This is a genomic window from Sphingomonas sp. GW821-FHT10F11 (assembly GCF_058809095.1).
This window is the reverse complement of sequence record NZ_JBXASH010000003.1, coordinates 372,681-392,326: the sequence shown is the minus strand read 5'-3', so window position 1 is coordinate 392,326 and position 19,646 is coordinate 372,681. Positions and strand designations below refer to the sequence as shown.

17 protein-coding genes are annotated in these 19,646 nt (G+C 65.8%); 11 read left to right on the top strand and 6 right to left on the bottom strand.

Annotation, left to right across the window (positions count from 1 at the left end):
* Positions 1-12: 12 nt before the first annotated feature.
* Positions 13-1,200, top strand: a complete 1,188-nt coding sequence (locus AC1RT8_RS12245) for a DUF3089 domain-containing protein (protein WP_493075926.1) — start codon at positions 13-15, stop codon at positions 1,198-1,200.
* Here the strand turns inward: AC1RT8_RS12245 and AC1RT8_RS12240 are convergent.
* Complete coding sequence (locus tag AC1RT8_RS12240) at positions 1,179-2,360, bottom strand: glycosyltransferase (protein ID WP_493075925.1); 1,182 nt, start codon at positions 2,358-2,360, stop codon at positions 1,179-1,181. The two genes, AC1RT8_RS12245 and AC1RT8_RS12240, sit on opposite strands and share 22 nt — an antisense overlap.
* 53 nt (positions 2,361-2,413) lie before the next feature.
* Positions 2,414-3,238: a class I mannose-6-phosphate isomerase gene (locus AC1RT8_RS12235; protein ID WP_493075924.1), complete on the bottom strand. Its 825-nt coding sequence runs from the start codon at positions 3,236-3,238 to the stop codon at positions 2,414-2,416.
* A 123-nt stretch (positions 3,239-3,361) separates the two neighbouring features.
* Here AC1RT8_RS12235 and AC1RT8_RS12230 point away from each other — a divergent pair, with 123 nt between their 5' ends.
* From AC1RT8_RS12230 to AC1RT8_RS12220, 3 genes are read left to right on the top strand one after another with little or no spacing between them, the layout of a single operon-like run.
* Positions 3,362-4,174 carry an outer membrane protein assembly factor BamD gene (locus AC1RT8_RS12230; protein ID WP_493075923.1) on the top strand — a complete coding sequence of 271 codons (813 nt, stop codon included), beginning with the start codon at positions 3,362-3,364 and terminating at the stop codon, positions 4,172-4,174.
* A gap of 18 nt (positions 4,175-4,192) precedes the next feature.
* A complete protein-coding gene (recN, locus tag AC1RT8_RS12225) occupies positions 4,193-5,857 on the top strand; it encodes a DNA repair protein RecN (protein WP_493075922.1) in 1,665 nt (554 codons plus the stop codon).
* Complete coding sequence (locus AC1RT8_RS12220; RefSeq protein WP_493075921.1) at positions 5,857-7,068, top strand: tetratricopeptide repeat protein; 1,212 nt, start codon at positions 5,857-5,859, stop codon at positions 7,066-7,068. The genes recN and AC1RT8_RS12220 overlap by 1 nt, the downstream gene beginning before the upstream one ends.
* 7 nt (positions 7,069-7,075) lie before the next feature.
* Here AC1RT8_RS12220 and AC1RT8_RS12215 read toward each other — a convergent pair whose 3' ends face one another.
* Positions 7,076-7,387, bottom strand: coding sequence for a hypothetical protein (locus AC1RT8_RS12215; RefSeq protein WP_493075920.1), 312 nt, complete (start codon positions 7,385-7,387; stop codon positions 7,076-7,078).
* Positions 7,388-7,737: 350 nt separating this feature from the next.
* On the opposite strand from AC1RT8_RS12215, the gene AC1RT8_RS12210 reads away from it, so the two are divergent.
* From AC1RT8_RS12210 to AC1RT8_RS12200, 3 genes are all read left to right on the top strand, one after another.
* Positions 7,738-7,944: a cold-shock protein gene (locus AC1RT8_RS12210; protein ID WP_034159288.1), complete on the top strand. Its 207-nt coding sequence runs from the start codon at positions 7,738-7,740 to the stop codon at positions 7,942-7,944.
* A gap of 786 nt (positions 7,945-8,730) precedes the next feature.
* The gene (ligA, locus tag AC1RT8_RS12205) at positions 8,731-10,899 is read left to right on the top strand and encodes an NAD-dependent DNA ligase LigA (protein WP_493075919.1); all 2,169 of its coding nucleotides are present in this window, start codon (positions 8,731-8,733) and stop codon (positions 10,897-10,899) included.
* 146 nt (positions 10,900-11,045) lie between these two features.
* Entirely contained in the window at positions 11,046-14,357 is a 3,312-nt protein-coding gene (locus AC1RT8_RS12200) for a TonB-dependent receptor (RefSeq protein WP_493075918.1), read from the top strand.
* A 98-nt stretch (positions 14,358-14,455) separates the two neighbouring features.
* Here AC1RT8_RS12200 and AC1RT8_RS12195 read toward each other — a convergent pair whose 3' ends face one another.
* Positions 14,456-15,046 carry an HD domain-containing protein gene (locus AC1RT8_RS12195; RefSeq protein WP_493075917.1) on the bottom strand — a complete coding sequence of 197 codons (591 nt, stop codon included), beginning with the start codon at positions 15,044-15,046 and terminating at the stop codon, positions 14,456-14,458.
* A 270-nt stretch (positions 15,047-15,316) separates the two neighbouring features.
* Between AC1RT8_RS12195 and AC1RT8_RS12190 the strand changes: the two genes are divergently transcribed.
* Genes AC1RT8_RS12190 through AC1RT8_RS12175 form a run of 4 tightly spaced genes read left to right on the top strand, consistent with a single transcriptional unit; the run spans position 15,317 to position 18,946 of the window.
* Positions 15,317-16,423 (top strand): sensor histidine kinase, encoded by a 1,107-nt coding sequence (locus AC1RT8_RS12190; protein WP_493075916.1) that lies wholly within the window; start codon positions 15,317-15,319, stop codon positions 16,421-16,423.
* Entirely contained in the window at positions 16,420-17,220 is an 801-nt protein-coding gene (locus AC1RT8_RS12185) for a LytR/AlgR family response regulator transcription factor (RefSeq protein ID WP_493075915.1), read from the top strand. Before AC1RT8_RS12190 ends, AC1RT8_RS12185 begins: the two co-directional genes overlap by 4 nt.
* Positions 17,221-17,264: 44 nt before the next feature.
* Positions 17,265-18,086: a class I SAM-dependent methyltransferase gene (locus tag AC1RT8_RS12180; protein WP_493075914.1), complete on the top strand. Its 822-nt coding sequence runs from the start codon at positions 17,265-17,267 to the stop codon at positions 18,084-18,086.
* Between the two features lie 29 nt (positions 18,087-18,115).
* Complete coding sequence (locus AC1RT8_RS12175; RefSeq protein WP_493075912.1) at positions 18,116-18,946, top strand: isocitrate lyase/PEP mutase family protein; 831 nt, start codon at positions 18,116-18,118, stop codon at positions 18,944-18,946.
* Here the strand turns inward: AC1RT8_RS12175 and AC1RT8_RS12170 are convergent.
* Together AC1RT8_RS12170 and AC1RT8_RS12165 are read right to left on the bottom strand one after the other, a co-directional pair.
* Positions 18,879-19,148 carry a DUF3297 family protein gene (locus tag AC1RT8_RS12170; RefSeq protein ID WP_493075911.1) on the bottom strand — a complete coding sequence of 90 codons (270 nt, stop codon included), beginning with the start codon at positions 19,146-19,148 and terminating at the stop codon, positions 18,879-18,881. The genes AC1RT8_RS12175 and AC1RT8_RS12170 overlap by 68 nt on opposite strands.
* A gap of 100 nt (positions 19,149-19,248) precedes the next feature.
* Positions 19,249-19,623: a hypothetical protein gene (locus tag AC1RT8_RS12165; RefSeq protein WP_372856917.1), complete on the bottom strand. Its 375-nt coding sequence runs from the start codon at positions 19,621-19,623 to the stop codon at positions 19,249-19,251.
* Positions 19,624-19,646 lie beyond the last annotated feature (23 nt).

The window sequence follows — 19,646 nt, the reverse complement described above, 5'->3', positions numbered from 1 at the left end:
GGGAGAGATCGCATGAAGCTTCTTGCCGGACTGTCGCTGCTCGCCGTACCGCTGTTCGCCGTTCCCGCCGCCGCCCAGACCGCGCCTGCGGCAAGCCCCGCGCCCGCGCCAGATTACGCGCAGGACTCGGCCTGGCTCTGCCGGCCCGGCCGCGTCGATGCCTGCTCGGCCAACCAGGACGTCACCGTCATCCAGGCGAACGGCAAGCGCAAGATCGAGAAGTTCAAACCGGCGCCCGGCCCGCAGTTCGACTGTTTCTATGTCTATCCGACCGTCTCCAACGATGCGACGCCCAACAGCGACATGACGCCGGGACCCGAGGAACTGGCGGTGGCGGCATCGCAGGCGGCGCGCTTCGCCTCGGAATGCCGGGTGTTCGCGCCGCTCTATCGCCAGGTCACGCTGACCGCGCTGCGCGCCTTCATCACCGGCCAGCCGGTGACGATGGACCGCGACATGCCGGTCAATGACGTGACGGCAGCGTGGAACGACTATCTGGCGCGCGACAACAAGGGGCGCGGCGTGGTGCTGATCGGGCACAGCCAGGGATCGCTCGTGCTGAAGACGCTGATCGCGAAGACGATCGAGCCCTCCCCGATCCGCCGCAACATCATCTCGGCGATGCTGATCGGCGCCAATGTCGCGGTGCCGCCGGGCAAGGATGTCGGCGGCGACTTCAAGCGGCTGCCTTTGTGCCGCAAGGACGACCAGTTCAATTGCGTGATCAGCTACACCAGCTTCCGCGCCGATTCGCCGCCACCGGCGAACAGCCGCTTCGGCAAGGTGCCCGATGCCGGCATGGTCGCCGCCTGCACCAACCCAGCGGCGCTGGGCGGCGGCAAGGTCGTGACCGACGCGATCCTCGGCACCAAGGGTGCCGGTGCGGGCAGCGCGCCGATGGGCTCGTGGACCAGCGACAATCTGCCGGTCACCACCGCCTTCGTGAAGGTGCCTGACCTGATCTCGGCCGAATGCGTGTCGAAGGACGGGTTCGACTATCTCGCCGTCACCGTGAACGCCAATCCCGCCGATCCGCGCACCGACACGATCGTCGGCGACGTCTCGATCGGCGGCGTGATCCTGAAGGACTGGGGCCTGCACCTGATCGACATGCCGGTGGAGATGGGCAATCTGGTCGACCTTGCCGACCGTCAGGCGGCGGCATGGCGGGGCACGCCCTACAAGCCCAAGCGGCGCTGATCGACCAGCCCGGCGAGGTGCGCGTACAGCGCGGCGCTGTTCGCTTCCCAGGTGAAGCGCTCGGCGCCGCGGCGGACATCGGCCTGGTCCGGCGGGTGGGCGAGCAGCTCCCCGATCGCCTGCGCAAAGGCACCCGGGTCGCGGGGGACGATTCGGCCATAGGCTGGATCGGTGACGACCTCGCCCGCGCCGCCCGCCGCAGTGATGACGACTGGCGTACCGCAGGCAAGCGCCTCGACCCAGGCATTGGCGAGTCCCTCGGAGGCTGAGGCCAATGCCATCACATCTGCAGCGCCGAGCAATGCGGGCAGATCGGCATGCGGGATGGAGCCGAGCAGCGTCACCCGATCGCCCAGGCCGAGCGACTCGATCTTCGTCCGCAGCGCCCCTCGCTCTGGGCCTTCCCCCGCGATCAGCAAGGTTACGCCCGGCAGTGTAGCGACAGCGTCGATCACGATGTCGTGCCCCTTGCGCGGGATCAGCGCGCCGAGCGACACGACCAGCGGGCCGGTCACGCCGTAAGCCGCCTTGGCCGATACGCGGTCGCGCGGAGCGAAGCGGTCTAGATCGACCCCGGTGTGGTGGACCCGGATGCGCTCGGCCGGGATGCCGATCGCGGCCATGTCCGCCTTCATCGCCTCGGACACGGCGAGCAGCCCGTCGGCGCCCCGCCCGGCCACGATCACCTGATCCGCAGTGGCTGGCGCATGGCCCCAGTGATGCACGTCAGCCCCCCGCGCCTTGACCGAGACGGGCACGCCAAAGTGACGGCCGAGCGCGACCGCGGCGGGGCCGTCGGGGAAGAAGAACTCGGCATCGATCACCTCGAACGCGAAGTCGCGGCGGATCTCGGCGAGCAGCGGCACCAGCCGCGGGATCAGCGCGCGGACATGATAGCGCCCGGCGGCGCCGGGGATGGTGATGAAGCGCGGGCGGAGGGTATCGATCCCTTTCCAGGTCTCGCGCTCAGGCAGCGCCGCCAGCGGCGCGTGATGCGACAAGGCGCGCAGCGGCCAGGGCGGCAGGCCGACCGGCGCGACCAGCCGCAGGTCGACATCTGGCCGTGCCGCGAGACCCAGCGTCTGCCGTTCGACGAATACCCCGAAATTGGGGCGCGTCGCATCGGGGAACAGGGTGGAGAGCGTGAGGACGCGGAGCATGGCGGCGGCGAGTGTAGCGCGGGAAGGTTAATCCTCCCACGCCCCAGCCATGATCAGAGGCGTTTATCCCCGGGATAGGCGAACAGCAGGTCGCTGCCGATCGATGCCTGGATCTCGCAGCGGCCCTCGAAGGTCAGGCATTCGCCCGCCTTCCACGCTACGCCGTCAGCCACGCCCTCGCCGGCAATCGGCACGAACCAGCCCATCATGCCTTCGGGCAGAGTCACGACGCGGTGACCGGCGGGCCAGCGTTCGAGGACGAATTTCGGCCCCTCGGCCAGGATCGTGCGGTCGTCCGATGCCGGGGCCGGGGTGGGCAACGGCACGAACGGTACCGGATCGGAGACGGCTACGCCTTCATCCAGATGCAGTTCGCGGTCGCTGCCATAATCGTAGAGGCGATAGGTCAGGTCGACATTCTGCTGGACCTCGATCAGCGTGATCCCGGCGCCGATGGCATGGACCGTGCCGGCCTCGGAATAGAAGAAATCGCCCGCCTTGACCGGTTTCCAGTCGAGCAGATGCTCGATCGATCCGTCGAGCGAGGCGGCGCGAAGCTGATCCTTCGACATCGGCACCCTGGTACCCAGCGCAATCGTCGCGTCGGGTTCGGCGGCGAGAATCACCCAGGCCTCGTCCTTGCCGCGCGGATAACCCGCCGCCCGCGCCGCCGCATCGTCCGGATGGACCTGGACCGACAGCTTCTGGCTGGTGAAGAGGTACTTGATCAGCAGCTCCGGCTCGGCCGCGTGCGGCGTCTGGAACCATACCTCGCCGACCGGATCGCCGTCGGGCGCGGGGTTAGGAAAGCCCGGCCACAGGCTGTGCCGCCCCCATGGTTTCTCAACGCGCTTGGTGGCGAGCAAGGTTGCGGTCATGCGAGTCCCCTGGGAATGGCGTGTGATAGCGCCAACGCGCCTCACCCGCCATCCGATCCCGCCGCGAGGGCACGCGCGAAAAACATTGTTCGGGCGGGAGGGCTTGGGCTAAGGATCGCTACGATGCGTATCCCCCTGTCCCGCTCGATCGCGCTTGCGCTTGTTGCCGCCTCGGCGTTCACCGTTTCCGGCTGTGCCGGCGGCCGCACCAAAAGCGACATTCCCTATGTCGCCCGCGATGTGGGCACGCTCTACACGACGGGCAAGAACCGGCTCGACCGCAAGCAGTACAAGCTTGCGGCGGCGCTGTTCGACGAAGTGGAACGCCAGCATCCCTATTCGATCTGGGCCCGACGCGCGCAGCTGATGAGCGCCTTCGCCTATTATCTCGACCGCGATTACACCAGCTCGATCCAGTCGGCGCAGCGCTTCATCTCGGTCCATCCGGGCAACCGCGATGCGCCCTATGCCTATTACCTCGTCGCGCTCGGCTATTACGAGCAGATCAGCGACGTGACCCGCGACCAGAAGATCACGCAGCAGGCGCTCGATTCGCTCGGCGAGCTGACCCGGCGCTATCCGAACTCCAAATATGCCGCCGATGCGCGGCTGAAGATCGATCTCGTGCGCGACCATCTCGCCGGCAAGGAGATGGAGATCGGCCGATTCTACGAGACGCGCGGCCAGTGGCTGTCCGCGACGCTGCGCTTCCGCCGCGTGGTCGACGACTATCAGACGACGACTCACGTGCCAGAGGCGCTGATGCGGCTGACCGAGACCTATCTCGCGCTCGGCGTGCCAGAGGAGGCGCAGAAGGCGGCGGCCGTGCTCGGCGCCAACTATCCCGGCACCGACTGGTACCAGCGCGCCTACAAGCTGATGCAGGAGCATCCGGTGAAGGCAGCGGCGGCCGGGCCGGCCAAGACGGGCGCCTGACGCGGCGCTTATGCCGCAATGCTGACATCCTTATCCATCCGCGACGTGGTGCTGATCGAGGCGTTGGACCTCGATTTCGGCGACGGCCTGGGCGTGCTGACCGGCGAGACGGGTGCGGGCAAGTCGATCCTGCTCGACGCGCTGGGGCTGGCGCTGGGCGCGCGCGGCGAGAGCGGGCTGGTGCGCCAGGGCGCCAACCAGGCAGTGGTCAGCGCAAGCTTCGACACGCCGCACGCTGACGGCCCGATCGCCTCGCTGCTCGAACAGAACGGCCTGGACATCGATCCGGGCGAACCGCTGATCATCCGCCGCATCGTCAAATCCGACGGCGGCAGCCGGGCGTTCGTCAACGACCAGCCCGCCTCTGCCGGCCTGTTGCGCGAACTGGCGGTGCATCTGGTCGAGATCCATGGCCAGCATGACGATCGCGGCCTGCTCAACCCGCGCGGCCACCGGGCGCTGCTCGATGCGTTCGGCCGGATCGATACCGGCCCCGCCGCCCGCGCGCACCGCGCCTGGCGCGAGGCCGAGGATGCACTGGCGGTGGCACGGGCCGAGTTCGACACGGCCGCGCGCGACCAGGAGTGGCTCGAGCATGCCGTCGGCGAGCTGACCAGGTTCGGCCCGGAGCCCGGCGAGGAGGAGATCCTCGCGACCCGCCGCGCCGGCATGCAGCGGGGCGAGAAGATCGCGGGCGACCTGCAGGCGATCGCCGACCTGCTCGAAGGGTCCGAGGGCGGACTTGCACGGCTCCGCCAGGCGGCGCGGGCGCTCGAGCGCGTGTCCGAGGATCACGACGCTCTGGGCGAGGCGCTGGCGGCGATCGACCGTGCGCTGGTCGAGGGCGGGCTGGCGCAGGAGAAGGTCGACGAGGCGGCGGAAGCACTTGCTTTCGATCCCGCCCAACTCGAAGCGGACGAGACCAGGCTGTTCGAGTTGCGCGCCCTTGCCCGCAAGCACCGGGTACAGCCCGACGACCTTGCCGCGCTCGCCGCCGACCTGGCCGGCAAGCTGGAGCGAATCGAAAGCGGCGGCGCGGGGATCGTGGCATTGGAACGCGCGGTCGCCGAGGCAGCGCGTGCCTATGAGGCCGAGGCGGACGCCATCACCGCGGCCCGCGCCGAAGCGGCCGGCCGCCTCGATGCCGCGGTCAAGGGCGAGCTGGCGCCGCTCAAGCTCGATGCCGCGCGCTTCCGCACCGTGGTGGCGCCGCTCGGCAACGATCTCTGGAGCGCCTCGGGCAAGGACCGGGTCGAGTTCGAGATCTCGACCAATCCGGGTGCGCCGTTCGGGGCATTGGCGAAGATCGCCAGCGGCGGCGAGCTGTCGCGCTTCATCCTGGCGCTGAAGGTCGCGCTGGCGGAGCAGGGCAGCGCCGCGACGATGATCTTCGACGAGATCGACCGCGGCGTCGGCGGCGCGGTGGCCAGCGCGATCGGCGAGCGGCTCGCCCGGCTGGCGGCCAACACTCAGTTGCTGGTGGTGACCCACAGCCCGCAGGTCGCGGCCCGGGGCGCCCATCACCTGCTGATCGCGAAGAGCCATGACGGCGTCGTCACCCGCACCGGCGTGGTGCAACTCGACGATGGCGACCGGCGCGAGGAGATTGCCCGGATGCTGTCCGGCGCGACGATCACCGACGAGGCACGAGCCCAGGCGGAACGATTACTGGAGGCAGCGTGATGATCGGGATAACGCTCGCGTTGCTCCTTGCCCCGCAGGATCAGCCGGCGGCGAGCCCCTGCTCCCCTCGTGAGGTGACCGTCGCCGACACCGATCCGGCCAAGGCCTGCGATCGGGCGATCGCCGCAGCGAGTGGCGCTGCCAAAGGGCAGTTGCTCTTCGAACGCGGCTATATTCACAACGAGAAACGGGACTCGATCGCCGCGCTGGCCGATCTCGACGCGGCCGTGGCGGCCGATCCGGACAATGTGAAGATCCTGCAGGAACGCGCCTACACGAACAACGAGCTGGGCAATTATGCCGAGGGGCTGGCCGACCTGGACAAGTCGGCGGCGCTGGGCGCCGCGACGACGCATCTGTTCAACGAGCGGGCGATGTCGCGGGTGAAGCTGGGCGATGCCGCCGGTGCCGTCGCTGACCGCGATCGCGTCCTGGCGCTCACCCCCGACGATGGCGTGGCCCATAATGCCCGCGCTGAAGACCTGCTATGGACCGGCCGGTTCGACGAGGCGCGGGCCGACATCGCCCGCGCCCGGGCCATCGCGGACGCGGCAGGCGACAAGGGCATGAAGGCCGTTGCCGAGCAGCATCTCGGGCGGCTCACCCGGATGACCGAAGGCGCCGAGCCGAACGCCGGTACCGCCTGCCTCGCGGCGCAGAAGGACGGCGACTTTGGGCGCAAGGGCCTGATCGCGACCTGCACCGCCGCCTATCTCGCAGCCCCTTCCGCCAAGGCGAAGGCGGAACTGCTCACGACGCGAGCGGTGGCCTGGATTATCGTGGAAGACGACATCCAGGCGACGGCGGACCGCCAGATGGCGGCGGCGCTCGACCCCGGCAATGCCGACTGGCACGCTAATCTGGGCTTCTCCTATATTCGCGCCGCGCATAGCTGGGCCGGCGAGCGCGAGTTCGACAAGGCGCTGGCGATCAAGGAATCCTGGATGGCGCTCGGCGGCCGGGCCTGGGCTCGCTTCAACCAGCGCAAGCTCGACGAGTCCTTCGCCGATGCCAAAAAATCCTTCGAGATCCAGCCCAATGAGATCGCGCTGACGGTACTTGGCGACCTGTTCTTCGAACGGGAGGATGCGAAGAGCGCCAAGCTCTACTGGATGGCCGCCTATCATATGGGACAGCGCGGCGAGGACATGCTCGAGCGGTTGAAGAAGATCGGCATCACCGATCCCGCCGGCGAGCCCATGCCGAAATAGGCCCCGCTCAGAACGGGAATTTCAGCGTCACCATGATGCGCTTGTCGGGCTTGCCGTCGGGGCTCTGAGTCCCCTGTGCATAGATATTGCCCTGCCCGCCCCCGACGCGGAAGCCGGTGCCGGGGCCGCCGACCGGATCATAGCGGTGGGTGAGCGGGCGAAGGCGGAACTGTTCCTGCGGTTCGGGACGGCCGCAGACGACGATATCGCCGTCCTCCTCGGTCCGTTCCGGGCAGCGCGTCGGGTTGCGGCGCGGCGCGGGTGCTTCGGCGGCAGGGCCGGCCGCGGCCTGGAGCATCGCCAATAGTGCCGCAATCATGGGCCGCCTTTCCCCATCGGAGGCGCTGAAAACATCATGACAAAAGGGCCGGAACATGGCCGCTTCATTACGATGCGACTTTTCCGCAAGGCTGTGCTATAGCCCTGCCATCTCGCGATTCCGCCCACAAGCATCGCGTGACTGAGAGACCTTCGCGCTCCCGCTTGCCAAGCCGTTGGATCGCTCTTCTGGTTCTCTCTTCGACCTTCATTCGCACCGCTTCCGTGTTCACGGAGTAGCGCGCCCGTGCTCGGATGCGCCGGCCGGGGCCGGACGGTGCTCCGCTCTCTCTTCTCGGCCCCAAACCGGTGCAAGGCGATGCCACCACCGGGCTACCCAAGGAAATACTTATGCCGATCGGCACCGTAAAATTCTTCAACGCCGACAAGGGCTATGGCTTCATCGCGCCGGAAGGCGGCGGGAACGACGCCTTTGTCCACATCAGCGCCGTTGAAGCAGCCGGCATGCGCACGCTCGATAAGGAGCAGCGCGTGTCGTACGAGCTCGAGCAGGACCGTCGCGGCAAGATGTCCGCGGTCAACCTCGCCAGCGCGTAAATGACGGGTGGGCGCCGGCTCCGGCCGGCGCCCCTTCCGCTCCCCCCGACCCGCGGAGAAGTCGTACGAATACCACCGCCCTGTTCTATCGCGATCGTGCCCGTCAGGCGGAAGCCGATGCGAATGCTGCAACTCTGGACAATGTCCGTTCCCGCTGGCTGCGTGCAGCCAAAGCCTGGGACGAGATGGCCAGCCGCGCCGAGAAGACGGCCGAGCGCCGCTCCGTCAACGAAGAAGCCAAGATGGTCGCGGAGATGATGGAGGACGACTAGTCCTCCCGTCCAACAGCGACTCGGATTTTCCGCTGTTATTGGCGTTTATTTTTTCCTTCCCCTGTTATGTTGGATTTCGGGGCTGGAATCAGTGCGCCTTTTCAATATCTTGGGACTGGTTTTCCCTGTTACGGATAACAGCGGAAAACTTTCCCCTGCTCATGCCGAAAAAGCGTGGTTTTCGCGCAAAATAATCGCGGAAAATCGTCCAACATAACCGACAATGAGAAACAGCAGGCCGGAACGTGATCGGCGCTTCGGCCGCGCGTTGCTGCCATGCCGATGCGGATCGTTGAATCGACATGCCGCCCTGGCGCGATCATCGTGCGTAAACCCGATCCGTTCGTCCCGAGTGCCATCGAGCTTGTCGAGATGGCGTATCGAGGGACAAGCGTACCGCGCTCCACCTGTACCTCGATACGAACTCTCGATACGGCTGCGCCTACTCGATCTCTACTCGGCACGAACGGTTGTGGTGGTTCCGATTTCACGTTTGATGCGCTAGCGGTTCGTCATGAGCACGACCCTGTCCACCCCGCTCCCCGAGAGCGACGAGGAAGCCGCCACCGAACTGGAGCGGCTCGCCGGCGAGATCGCCCATCACAACAAGCTCTATCATACCGACGATGCGCCGGAGATTTCGGACGCCGATTATGACGCGCTGATCCGGCGCAACAATGCGATCGAGGCAGCTTTTCCCAGCCTGATCCGCACCGATTCGCCCAACGCCCAGGTCGGCGCGGCGCCCGCCAGCCACCTCGCCAAGGTGGCGCATGCGCGGCCGATGATGAGCCTGGACAATGGCTTTGCCGATGAGGACGCGACCGAGTTCGTCGCGCGTGTGCGGCGGTTCCTGAGCCTGGCGGAGGATGTGCCCGTCGCGCTGACCGCCGAACCCAAGATCGACGGCCTGTCCTGCTCGCTGCGCTATGAGCGCGGCAAGCTCGTACAGGCGCTGACCCGCGGCGATGGCCAGGTCGGCGAGGACGTGACCGCCAATGTGCGCACCATCGGCGACGTTCCTCAACAACTCCGTTCGTTTCGAGCGCAGTCGAGAAACGGCGAGGGCACGCAAGGCTTCTCGACTTCGCTCGAAGCGAACGGAGAGGATAGTATTCCCCAGATTTTCGAGATCCGCGGCGAAGTCTACATGGCCAAGGCGGATTTCACCGCACTCAACGCCCGTCTGCTCGCCGAAGCCGAGGCGGCCGGGGACGTCAGCAAGGCGCGTCAGTTCGCCAACCCGCGCAATGCCGCGGCGGGATCGCTGCGCCAGAAGGACGCGACCGTCACCGCGAGCCGCCCGCTGCGCTTCCTTGCCCATGGCTGGGGCGAAGTGTCCGCGGTACCGGGCGACACGCAATATGACGTGATCCGCACGATCGCCGCCTGGGGCCTGCCGGTCAGCGACATGTTCGTCCGGGTCGAGGGCATCACCGAAGCGCTGGCGCACTACCGGGCGATCGAGACGGCGCGGGCCGACCTGCCGTTCGACATCGACGGCGTGGTCTACAAGGTCGACCGGCTCGACTGGCAGGCGCGGCTGGGCTCGGTGGCCAGGGCGCCGCGCTGGGCATTGGCGCACAAATTCCCGGCCGAGCGTGCGCAGACGACGCTCGAGCGGATCGACATCCAGGTCGGCCGCACCGGCAAGCTGACCCCGGTGGCGCGACTGACGCCGGTGACGGTGGGCGGCGTGGTCGTCACCAATGCGACGCTGCACAACGAACATGAGATCGCGCGGCTGAACGTCTGGCCGGGCGACCGGGTGGTGCTGCAGCGGGCCGGCGACGTGATTCCGCAGATCGTCGAGAATCTGTCGCGCGACGAGAGCCGCGGTAGCTGGCCCTTCCCGACGCACTGCCCCGAATGCCAGTCCGACGCGGTGCGCGAGGAAGGCGAGGTCGATGTGCGCTGCACCGGCGGGCTGATCTGCCCTGCACAGCGAGTCGAGCGGCTGCGCCATTTCGCGAGCCGGGGCGCGCTCGACATCGAGGGCCTGGGCGCGACCAGCATCGACTCCTTCTTCCATGACGGCCTGCTTCATTCGCCCGCCGACATCTTCCGCCTGAAGGGCAAGCGCGAGGAGCTGATCGGGCGCGAGCGCTGGGCGGAGACCTCGGTCGACAATCTGCTGGCGGCGATCGAGGCGAAGCGAAGCCCTGACCCGGCGCGCTTCCTGTTCGGGCTGGGCATCCGCCATGTCGGCAGCGTCACCGCGCGCGACCTGGTCAAGGCGTTCGGCACGGTCGAGCGGGTCGCCGACGTCGCGACTCGCGCGGCAAGCGACGAAGAGGCACGCGCCGAGCTGACCGCGGTCGAGGGAATCGGGCCTGTGGTGGCCGAGGCGCTGGTCGACTTCTTCGCCGAGGAGCATAATCGCGAGGCCTGGGCCGACCTGCTGAGCGAGGTCAGTCCCGCCGCCTATGTCTCCACTATCCGCGAGTCAGAAGTGAGCGGCATGACGCTGGTTTTCACCGGATCGCTGGAGACGGTGAGCCGCGACGAAGCCAAGGCCCAGGCCGAGGCGCTGGGCGCCCGGGTATCGGGATCAGTCTCAGCCAAAACGGATCTTGTCATCGCCGGGCCCGGTGCGGGGTCGAAACTGAAAAAGGCGGCAGAACACGGGGTTAGGGTGATCGACGAGGCAGCATGGGCGGAGATCGTCGCCGCCGCGAAGTGATGCTTTTTTGCAACGCAGCATGGCCGAATGCTGCGCCCCACTTGAAGAATCCCCCCTGTCATTTATCCGAAACGTTCGAGTCGCATGGGGCCAGCGACGGCGAAAGCGCCGAGCATCTTGCGACTGACGCCTAAAAGGGGAAAATCATGCGAAACAATCTATTTCTGGGCGTCGCCGTTGCCGCCCTTGTCATTCCGGCTGCCGCAAGCGCGCAGGAAACGACGTCGGCTATCCGCGGCACGGTGACGTCGAACGGCGCACCGGTTGCCGGCGCCCAAGTCGTCGTTCTGCACGTGCCGTCGGGCTCGCGCTCCACCGCCACGACGGATGGAAGCGGCTCCTTCAATATCACGGGCCTTCGCGTTGGCGGACCCTATACGGTTTCGGTCACGAGCGCGTTGGGCAACACGGAAGTAACCGACGTCTCCACCGAGATCGGTCAGGCCTATGATCTGCCGATCGACGTGGCGGCCTCCGGTCCCGATATCGTTGTGACGGCACAGTCGATCGCCCGCGCGGGCTCGGTTTCGCAGGGCCCCGCTACCGTCCTTACCTCCAAGGATATTGCGAACATCGCGACCACGAACCGCGACATTCGCGACCTTGCGCGGCGCGATCCCTTCGCCCGCCTCGACGACACCCCAGGCGGCGGTCGTGCGGTTTCTTTCGCTGGCCAGAATGCCCGCTTCAACAAATTCTCCGTCGACGGCGTGCCGATCACCGACAATTTCGGCTTGAACCCCGACGGCCTCCCCAGCCGCCGTTCGCCGATCCCGCTCGACGCGATCGGCCAGTTCCAGACCAAGGTCGCGCCGTACGACGTGCGCGAAGGCAATTTCCAGGGCGGCGCGATCAACATCGTGCTGCGTTCGGGTGGCAATGATTTCCAGGGCACAGGCTTCTACAGCGTCACCGGCGACGGCCTGACCGGCAAGAAGACCAAGGCCGGCCCGGGCGTGCCCACCGGCGTGGTCACGTTGCCGAAGTTCAAGAGCGAGGATTACGGCGTCGAGCTGTCGGGCCCGATCATCAAGGACCGGCTGTTCTTCATGGTCGCTGGCGAGCGCATCCGCGCCGGAACGCCGATCCCTGAAGGTCCCATCGACAACAACGCCGGCACGGCCATCCCCGGCCTGACCCAGGCAGTAGTCGACCAGATCGTTGCGGTCGCCAAGTCGAAATATAATTACGACGCGGGCGGCGTCCTGAACAATTCGAAGGACAGCGACGACCGCGTGGTCGCCAAGCTCGACGCGAACATCTCGGATACGCAACGCGCCTCGCTGACCTACAGCTACACGAAGGATTCGATCCAGTTCAACCAGAACGCCTTCACCACGCCCCCTCCCGGCCTGGGCCTCGAATCGAACGGCTATATCTCGTCGAACCGTCTTCATACCGGCGTCTTCCAGTTGAACTCCGACTGGTCGGAGGAGTTCTCGACCGAAGCCCGTGCGTTCATCAAGGATTATAAGCGCGGTCAGGATCCGATCCTGGGTCGCGGCTTCGCGCAGTTCCAGATTTGTACCGCGCCGACCTCGGACCGGGCCACCAGCGATGCGAATGCAATCGCCTGCGCATCGGGCAACCCGCAGGTTTCCATCGGTCCGGACATCTCGCGTCAAACCAATGCGCTGACCAGCAAGACCTATGGTGGCTCGCTGCAGGCCCGCCTGCATCGCAACAATCATGACCTGAAGGTGTTCGTCGACTATTCCACGACCAGCATTTTCAACGCCTTCCTGCAGCGGAGCGCCGGCGACTATTATTTCGACTCGCTCGCGGACTTCGCGGCCGGCAACGCACAGCGCCTGCGCTATGGGAACACGGTGCCGTCGCTCAATCCCGACGATTCCGCAGCAAATTTCAGCTACCAGTCCTATGCCTTTGGCATCCAGGATTCGTGGCGCGTCAGCGACACGTTCAACCTCTCCTACGGCGCGCGGTACGACCTGTATGGCGGCAACAGCCGCGCTGCGCTGAACCCCAACTTCTACAATCGCTATGGCTTCACGAACGATGCCTATATCGGTGGCCGGGGTGTTTTCCAGCCGCGTATCGGGTTCGACTATAAGCCGATCCAGAACCTGAGCGTCCGCGGTGGCCTCGGCATCTTCGCCGGCGGCTCACCGGATGTGTATATCTCGAACAGCTTCTCGAACACGGGCATCCTGACCAACTCGATCGACGTCCGCGCGACCAGCAACCCCAACGCCTATATCGGCGCGAACCCGGTCCAGGGTGCGGCAATCCTGAACGGCGTGAACGGGGCCACGATCAACCCAGCGGCAAATACCCTCCTGAACAGCGGCACCGTCGTCGCGACGTCGTCCACCAACGCCCTCGATCACAACTTCAAGCTGCCCAACCAGTGGCGGGCAACCCTGTCGACCGATTATCGCCTGGATCTGGGCGGGCTCGGCCGCTGGAACCTTGGCGCTGACCTTTTCTACTCGAAGGTTCGCCAGCAGGTGTTGTTCACCGATCTTCGCGTGAAGGCGAATGGCCTGCTGACGCCGGACGGCCGCGCGCGCTACTCGCCGGTGACCAGCTTCGCCGACACCAACTCCGATATCTATCTCACCAACACCACCAAGGGCCGCAGCTATGTGGGCGTCCTGCGGGCCGATGTCGACTGGGATTTCGGCCTGAGCGCGGGCGCGAGCTTCACCTATCAGGACGTCAAGGATCAGGCGCCCGCCACCTCCTCGACGGCGTCGTCGAACTACTCCAACGGCGCGTTCTACGATCCGAACGTCGTGCAGTACGGCACGGCGAACGACCAGGTGAAGTACAACATCAAGTACAACCTCACCTTCGACCATGCCTTCTACAAGGACTACAAGACCACGATCGCCCTGTTCGGCGAGACGCGTATCGGCCATCCATACAGCTTCACGTTCCTGGATTCGGGATCGCGCAGCACGGTGTTCGGCACGATCGGAACAGGTGCGCGCTACCTGCTCTATGTGCCGACCGGCGCGAGCGATCCGCTGGTTTCCTACGCGAACGACACCGACAAGGCGGCAATCCTCAACTACTTCGCGTCGGTGGGTCTGAACAAATATGCGGGCCAGGTTGCCCCACGTAACGCGTTCACCTCGGCATGGTTCACGCGCCTCGATCTCCATCTGGCGCAGGAACTACCGACCTTCGTGGGCAAGTCGCGGATCACGCTTTTCGCGGACATCGATAACTTCACCAACCTGATCAACAAGAACTGGGGTCAGATCAGGGAATATGCGTTCCCGTACAACGTCGCGCCGGTCCGTGTGTCGTGCCTGACCGCGGGCGGTGTGGCGGTTACGAACTCGAACCAGGCGTGCGCCCAGTATCGGTACACGCCCGCTACGACGACGACGGTGAATGGCGTTGCGACATTCGTGGCACCGGCTGACACGATCTATCCACGTCAGTCGCTCTACTCGATCCGCGTGGGTGCGCGTTTCAGCTTCTAAGCGACAAGCACCGGACGAACGAGGCCGCCGTCCCCGCAAGGGGGCGGCGGTTTTCGTTTGAGCCTGTCGAATATGAGACGGGCCAACCGCCTACATGATCAGGCCGCCTCCGCCGCCTTCGCATACACCGAGTTGATCGGCCGCGAGAACACCCGGCCGACCATCGGCTCGAAGAAGCTGAGCGGTGCGCTTTCATAGGCCGGGTCGAACGCCGACTGATCGTATTTCTCGCAGAATTCGGCGCAGGCCTCGAAATGGGCGTGGCCGCGGTAATTCTCGCGCAGGTCCCGGTCCATCCCGAGATAGTGGAAGAAATAATAGCCCTGGAACACGCCGTGGGTGTTGGCGATCCAGTGCACCTCCTCCGACACGAAGGGACGGAGCATCGCCGCCCCGATCTCCGGATGGTTGAAGGTGCCGAGCGTGTCGCCGATGTCGTGGAGCAGCGCCATCACGACATAGGCCTCGTCCCGGCCGTCGCGGTGGGCGCGGGTCGCGGTCTGGAGCGAATGTTCGAGCCGATCGACCGGGAAGCCGCCGAAATCGCCCTCCAGCAGCTTGAGATGGGTGAGCACGCGGGCGGGGAGTTCCTTCGCGAAATCGCGGAAATGCGTGCCGATGATGGTCCAGTCCTGCTGGGTGCCCTCGGTCATCGCGGTGAATTGCGCGCGATCCTGATGCTCGGTCATGGCGTGTCTCTCCTCACTTCAGCCGGGCTTTTACATCCCGTTGGCAATCATTCCTTCTCCCCTTGTGGGAGAAGGAGGGAGGAGCGAAGCGACGGAAGGATGAGGGGGAGTGAGGTTCGGAACGCTCACGCGTGTCCCCCTCACCCTTCCCATCGCTCCGCGATGGGCCCCTTCCCTCTCCCACAAGGGGAGAGGGAGCTGGAACGCTTCGCTCTGTTCCACCCTACCGCACTTTGCGCATCGGTCCCAGTCGGGTTAAGACCCCCGCCCATGCCGCTGTTCACCAAGCCCGCGATCTTCTCGCGGCCCTTTTTCGAGGACAAGAGCCGTGCCTTCTGGCGGCTCCAGGCGGCGGGCTGGACCGGCTATCTGATCCTGCGCAGCGTCTCCAGCATCTCCAACGGACTCGATCTGACCGCGACCCTGCTCGTCGTGGTCGAATCGATCGTGGGCTATTGCATCACCCTGCTGCTCTCCACGCTCTATCATTATTACCGCAGCCAGCCGCGCATCGCGGCGGTGATCCTGACGATCCTGACCCTGGGCGCGGCGACCGTGCTCTATGCGGTGCTCGACGCCTTTTCCTTCTCGTTCATCAAGATGGCCAATCCGGGCCTGAATTTCAGCCTGGTGCTGGGCACCGTGTTCCTGAACTTCACCGTGCTGGCGGGCTGGTCCGCGCTCTATTTCGGGATCAATTTCTACCTGATCGTCGAGGAGCAGATCGACCAGCTCGAAGCGCTGGGCAACCAGGCGAGTTCGGCGCAGCTCGCGATGCTGCGCTATCAGCTCAACCCGCATTTCCTGTTCAACACGCTCAATTCGATCTCGACCCTGGTGCTGCTCAAGCAGACCGAGCGGGCCAATGCGATGCTGAGCCGGCTGTCCTCCTTCCTGCGCTATACGCTGGCCAACGAGCCGACCGCGCATGTGACGATCGCGCAGGAGGTCGAGACGCTGAAACTCTATCTCGAGATCGAGAAAATGCGCTTCGAGGACCGGCTGCGCCCGAATTTCGAGGTGGATCCCCGCGTCGCCAGGGCGCGTTTACCCTCTTTGCTGCTGCAACCCCTGGTCGAGAATGCGATCAAATATGCCGTCACGCCCAAGGAAGAAGGCGCCGAAATCGCGGTCACGGCGCGGCTCAGCGGGGATCGGGTGCAGATCGCCGTATCCGACACCGGCCCGGGCTTGAATGAAATGAAAGCACGTCCAAGCCTTTCAACCGGGGTTGGGCTCGCCAATATAAGGGAGCGGCTCGTTCAGGCTTATGGGCCCGACCACCGCTTCGAGACGCGCTCCATCCCCGGGGGCGGCTTCGGGGTCGAGATAGAGATTCCGTTCCAGCTCGAGGAACCGGTTAGAGAGGTAGCATGACGATCCGTACGATATTGGTGGACGACGAACCGCTGGCGATCCAGGGGCTCGAGCTTCGCCTTGCCGCGCACGAAGACGTCGAGATCATCGACAAATGCCAGAATGGACGCGAGGCGATCCGCGCCATCAAGACGCACAAACCCGACCTCGTCTTCCTCGACATCCAGATGCCCGGTTTCGACGGCTTCTCGGTCGTCCAGGGCCTGATGGAGGTCGAACCGCCGCTGTTCGTGTTCGTCACCGCCTATTCCGACCATGCGCTGAAGGCGTTCGAGGCGCAGGCGATCGATTATCTGATGAAGCCCGTCGAGGAATCGCGCCTGGCCGACACGCTCGATCGGGTGCGGCTGCGCCTGGCCGAGAAGCGCGGCATCGAGGAAGTTGACCGGCTGAAGGAAGTGCTGGCCGAGGTGGCGCCCGATTCGGTCGAGAACCTGACCGATGGCGGCGATCAGGTGTCGGCCAACCGCTTCGAGAAGCTGATCAACATCAAGGACCGCGGGCAGATCTTCCGGGTCGATGTCGACACGATCGAGCGGATCGACGCGGCCGGCGATTACATGTGCATCTATACCGGCGACAACACGCTGATCCTGCGCGAGACGATGAAGGATCTGGAGAAACGCCTCGACCCGCGGCGGTTCCAGCGCGTGCACCGCTCGACCATCGTCAATCTCGACCTGGTCAAGGAAGTGAAGCCGCACACCAATGGCGAATGCTTCCTGGTGCTGGGATCGGGCGCTCAGGTGAAGGTGTCGCGTTCCTATCGTGACGTGGTCGCCCGCTTCGTGCATTAAGGCGCGACATCGCGCCTCGGGCGCGGTGCAAGCGGGGGCTAGGCATGACGACGGACGAGCTTGGGGCCGAGATCCGGCGCCTTGGGCCCTGGCACCATGATGTGGAAATTGCGCCGGGGGTCCGCACCGGGGACCCGGCCTGGCGCCCCGAACCGGACCCGGTGCTCGGCACGCCGAGTGTCATCGATCCCTTCCCCAAGTTAGAGCGGACGGTCGCCGATCTGTTCCCCGAGGGGTTGAAGAGCCGTTCCTTTCTCGACTGTGCGTGCAATGCGGGCGGTTATCTGTTCGCGGCGCGGCAGCTCGGGGCCGGGCGCTGCTTCGGCTTCGACGTGCGCGAACACTGGATCCGCCAGGCGCACTTCCTGGCCGAGCATTTGCCGAGCGAGGACATCGACGCCGGCGTTTGCGGGCTGGCCGAGGTGCCGGACCTGGGCTTGAAGCCCTTTGACGTGACGCTGTTCAGCGGCATCCTCTATCACCTGCCCGATCCGGTCGCCGGGCTGAAGATCGCTGCTGACCTGACCAAGGAGCTGATCATCGTCAACACCGCCACCATGCCCGGCGGGCGCGACGCCCTGATCCTGAACCAGGAGAGCCCGACCGAAGCGATGTCGGGCGTCGACGGGCTTGCCTGGCTTCCCACGGGCGAGAATGTGGTTCGCCAGATGCTCGCCTCGTGCGGCTTCCCCCATGCGCGCCTGAGATTCAATCGGGCCACGCCGCACACACGCCGCGGCTGGGGCAGGATGGAGATATGGGGCGCGCGAAACCCGGCGGTGTTCGATCACTATGACCGGGCCCATCCATTGGTGGAGCCGAGCCGCCTCAGCCGATTGACCGGGCGGCTGCTCGGTCGCAGATAGGGTAAAACAATATCGGGTCGAGGCTGGAGATGCAGGAAAAATTCAGGGCTTTCGCGGCGTTGCACGTGGCCGGCAATCCGGTGATCCTCTACAATGCGTGGGATGCCGGCAGCGCGCGGGCAGTGGCGAGCGCCGGCGCCAAGGCGATCGCGACCGGGAGCTGGTCGGTCGCCGCGGCACAGGCCTATGGCGATGGCGAAGGGCTGCCGCTGGAGGTCGCGCTGGCTGGCGCGACGCGGATCGCGGGCGCGGTGGACCTGCCGGTATCGATCGATTTCGAGGGCGGCTATGCCGTCGAGCCCAGGGACATCGCCGCCAATTCGAAGCGGCTGGCCGCGACCGGGGCGATCGGATGCAATTTCGAGGATCAGGTGGTGGGCGGCGAAGGCCTGCACCCGATCGAGGTCCAGGCCGCGCGGATCGCGGCGATGCGGAGCGCCACGGGGGTGCCCTTCTTCATCAACGCCCGCACCGATATCTTCCTGCAGAACGGCCCCGAGACGCATGATATGGCGAAGGTGGATGCAGCGATCGAGCGCGGTCGTGCCTATGCGGCGGCGGGCGCCAGCGGCTTCTTCGTGCCCGGGCTGGTCGACCTGACCCTGTTGGGCAGGATCTGCCGCGAGGTGGCGCTGCCGATCAATTTCATGGCATTTCCGGGCGCACCCGGCTCACGCGAGGTCGCGGGCGTCGGCGTCTCGCGCATCAGCCATGGGCCGAACCCCTATCGCACCGCGATGGCGGCGCTGACCGCGGCGGCGCAGGCGGCGTTCGACTGGAACCAGGCGGAGGTTACGCCTCCGGTTCGTCCCCGGCGCCGGCCGGCGGGTTCTCGAACCAGGCCTCGACCGGGCCGCTGAGCTTCAGGGTCAGCGGCTGGCCGTGACGATCGACCTTCTTGCCGAGGGCGACGCGGATCCAGCCTTCGGAAATCGAATATTCCTCCACGTCGCGGCGTTCGGCGCCCTTGAAGCGGATGCCGATCCCGCGGGACAGCTTCTCCTCGTCGAAGAAGGGGCTGCGCGGGTTGGAGGACAGGCGGTCTGGCGGTGTATCGGTCATGGGGCGGGCTCATGACGCAAAATCGCGCGCGATGCCAGAGCATGGATACGAAAACGGCGCGGGAGCAACCCGCGCCGTCTCGTTCAGAGCTTGTCCGCGATCAGTTGCAGACGCGGACCCGGACGCTGCGGCCGTAATAGCGGTCGTAGCGGCGCTCGACCCAGCAGCGATTATAGTTCGGCCGGTAGCGATAGGCGTAATAGCCGTCGTTCGGATAATAGCCGTGGCTCCGGTAATAGCCGTCGTCATAATAGGGATCATAGCCGCGCTGGCGGTAATAACGGTCCCGATCGCGGCTGCTCGACGCGATGGCGGCGCCGATCGCGAGGCCGGCGATACCGGCGACGATCGCGGTGCCGGTGCCGTCATCATGCCGGTAGCGGCGATAGCGCTGCGCGTCGGCGGGGAGCGCCGTGGTCAGCGCCGTGGCGGCGAGCGCCACGCCGAGGCCGGCCTTCTTCACAAGAGTGTTCATTTCAACCTCCTCTACTCAGCAAG

What these genes read in the sequence shown, in the direction of transcription:
- AC1RT8_RS12245 (WP_493075926.1), top strand. Translation starts at nt 13, where the DNA reads ATGAAGCTTCTTGCCGGACTGTCGCTGCTCGCCGTACCGCTGTTCGCC.
- AC1RT8_RS12240 (WP_493075925.1), bottom strand. Translation starts at nt 2,360, where the DNA reads ATGCTCCGCGTCCTCACGCTCTCCACCCTGTTCCCCGATGCGACGCGC.
- AC1RT8_RS12235 (WP_493075924.1), bottom strand. Translation starts at nt 3,238, where the DNA reads ATGACCGCAACCTTGCTCGCCACCAAGCGCGTTGAGAAACCATGGGGG.
- AC1RT8_RS12230 (WP_493075923.1), top strand. Translation starts at nt 3,362, where the DNA reads ATGCGTATCCCCCTGTCCCGCTCGATCGCGCTTGCGCTTGTTGCCGCC.
- recN (WP_493075922.1), top strand. Translation starts at nt 4,193, where the DNA reads ATGCTGACATCCTTATCCATCCGCGACGTGGTGCTGATCGAGGCGTTG.
- AC1RT8_RS12220 (WP_493075921.1), top strand. Translation starts at nt 5,857, where the DNA reads ATGATCGGGATAACGCTCGCGTTGCTCCTTGCCCCGCAGGATCAGCCG.
- AC1RT8_RS12215 (WP_493075920.1), bottom strand. Translation starts at nt 7,387, where the DNA reads ATGATTGCGGCACTATTGGCGATGCTCCAGGCCGCGGCCGGCCCTGCC.
- AC1RT8_RS12210 (WP_034159288.1), top strand. Translation starts at nt 7,738, where the DNA reads ATGCCGATCGGCACCGTAAAATTCTTCAACGCCGACAAGGGCTATGGC.
- ligA (WP_493075919.1), top strand. Translation starts at nt 8,731, where the DNA reads ATGAGCACGACCCTGTCCACCCCGCTCCCCGAGAGCGACGAGGAAGCC.
- AC1RT8_RS12200 (WP_493075918.1), top strand. Translation starts at nt 11,046, where the DNA reads ATGCGAAACAATCTATTTCTGGGCGTCGCCGTTGCCGCCCTTGTCATT.
- AC1RT8_RS12195 (WP_493075917.1), bottom strand. Translation starts at nt 15,046, where the DNA reads ATGACCGAGCATCAGGATCGCGCGCAATTCACCGCGATGACCGAGGGC.
- AC1RT8_RS12190 (WP_493075916.1), top strand. Translation starts at nt 15,317, where the DNA reads ATGCCGCTGTTCACCAAGCCCGCGATCTTCTCGCGGCCCTTTTTCGAG.
- AC1RT8_RS12185 (WP_493075915.1), top strand. Translation starts at nt 16,420, where the DNA reads ATGACGATCCGTACGATATTGGTGGACGACGAACCGCTGGCGATCCAG.
- AC1RT8_RS12180 (WP_493075914.1), top strand. Translation starts at nt 17,265, where the DNA reads ATGACGACGGACGAGCTTGGGGCCGAGATCCGGCGCCTTGGGCCCTGG.
- AC1RT8_RS12175 (WP_493075912.1), top strand. Translation starts at nt 18,116, where the DNA reads ATGCAGGAAAAATTCAGGGCTTTCGCGGCGTTGCACGTGGCCGGCAAT.
- AC1RT8_RS12170 (WP_493075911.1), bottom strand. Translation starts at nt 19,148, where the DNA reads ATGACCGATACACCGCCAGACCGCCTGTCCTCCAACCCGCGCAGCCCC.
- AC1RT8_RS12165 (WP_372856917.1), bottom strand. Translation starts at nt 19,623, where the DNA reads ATGAACACTCTTGTGAAGAAGGCCGGCCTCGGCGTGGCGCTCGCCGCC.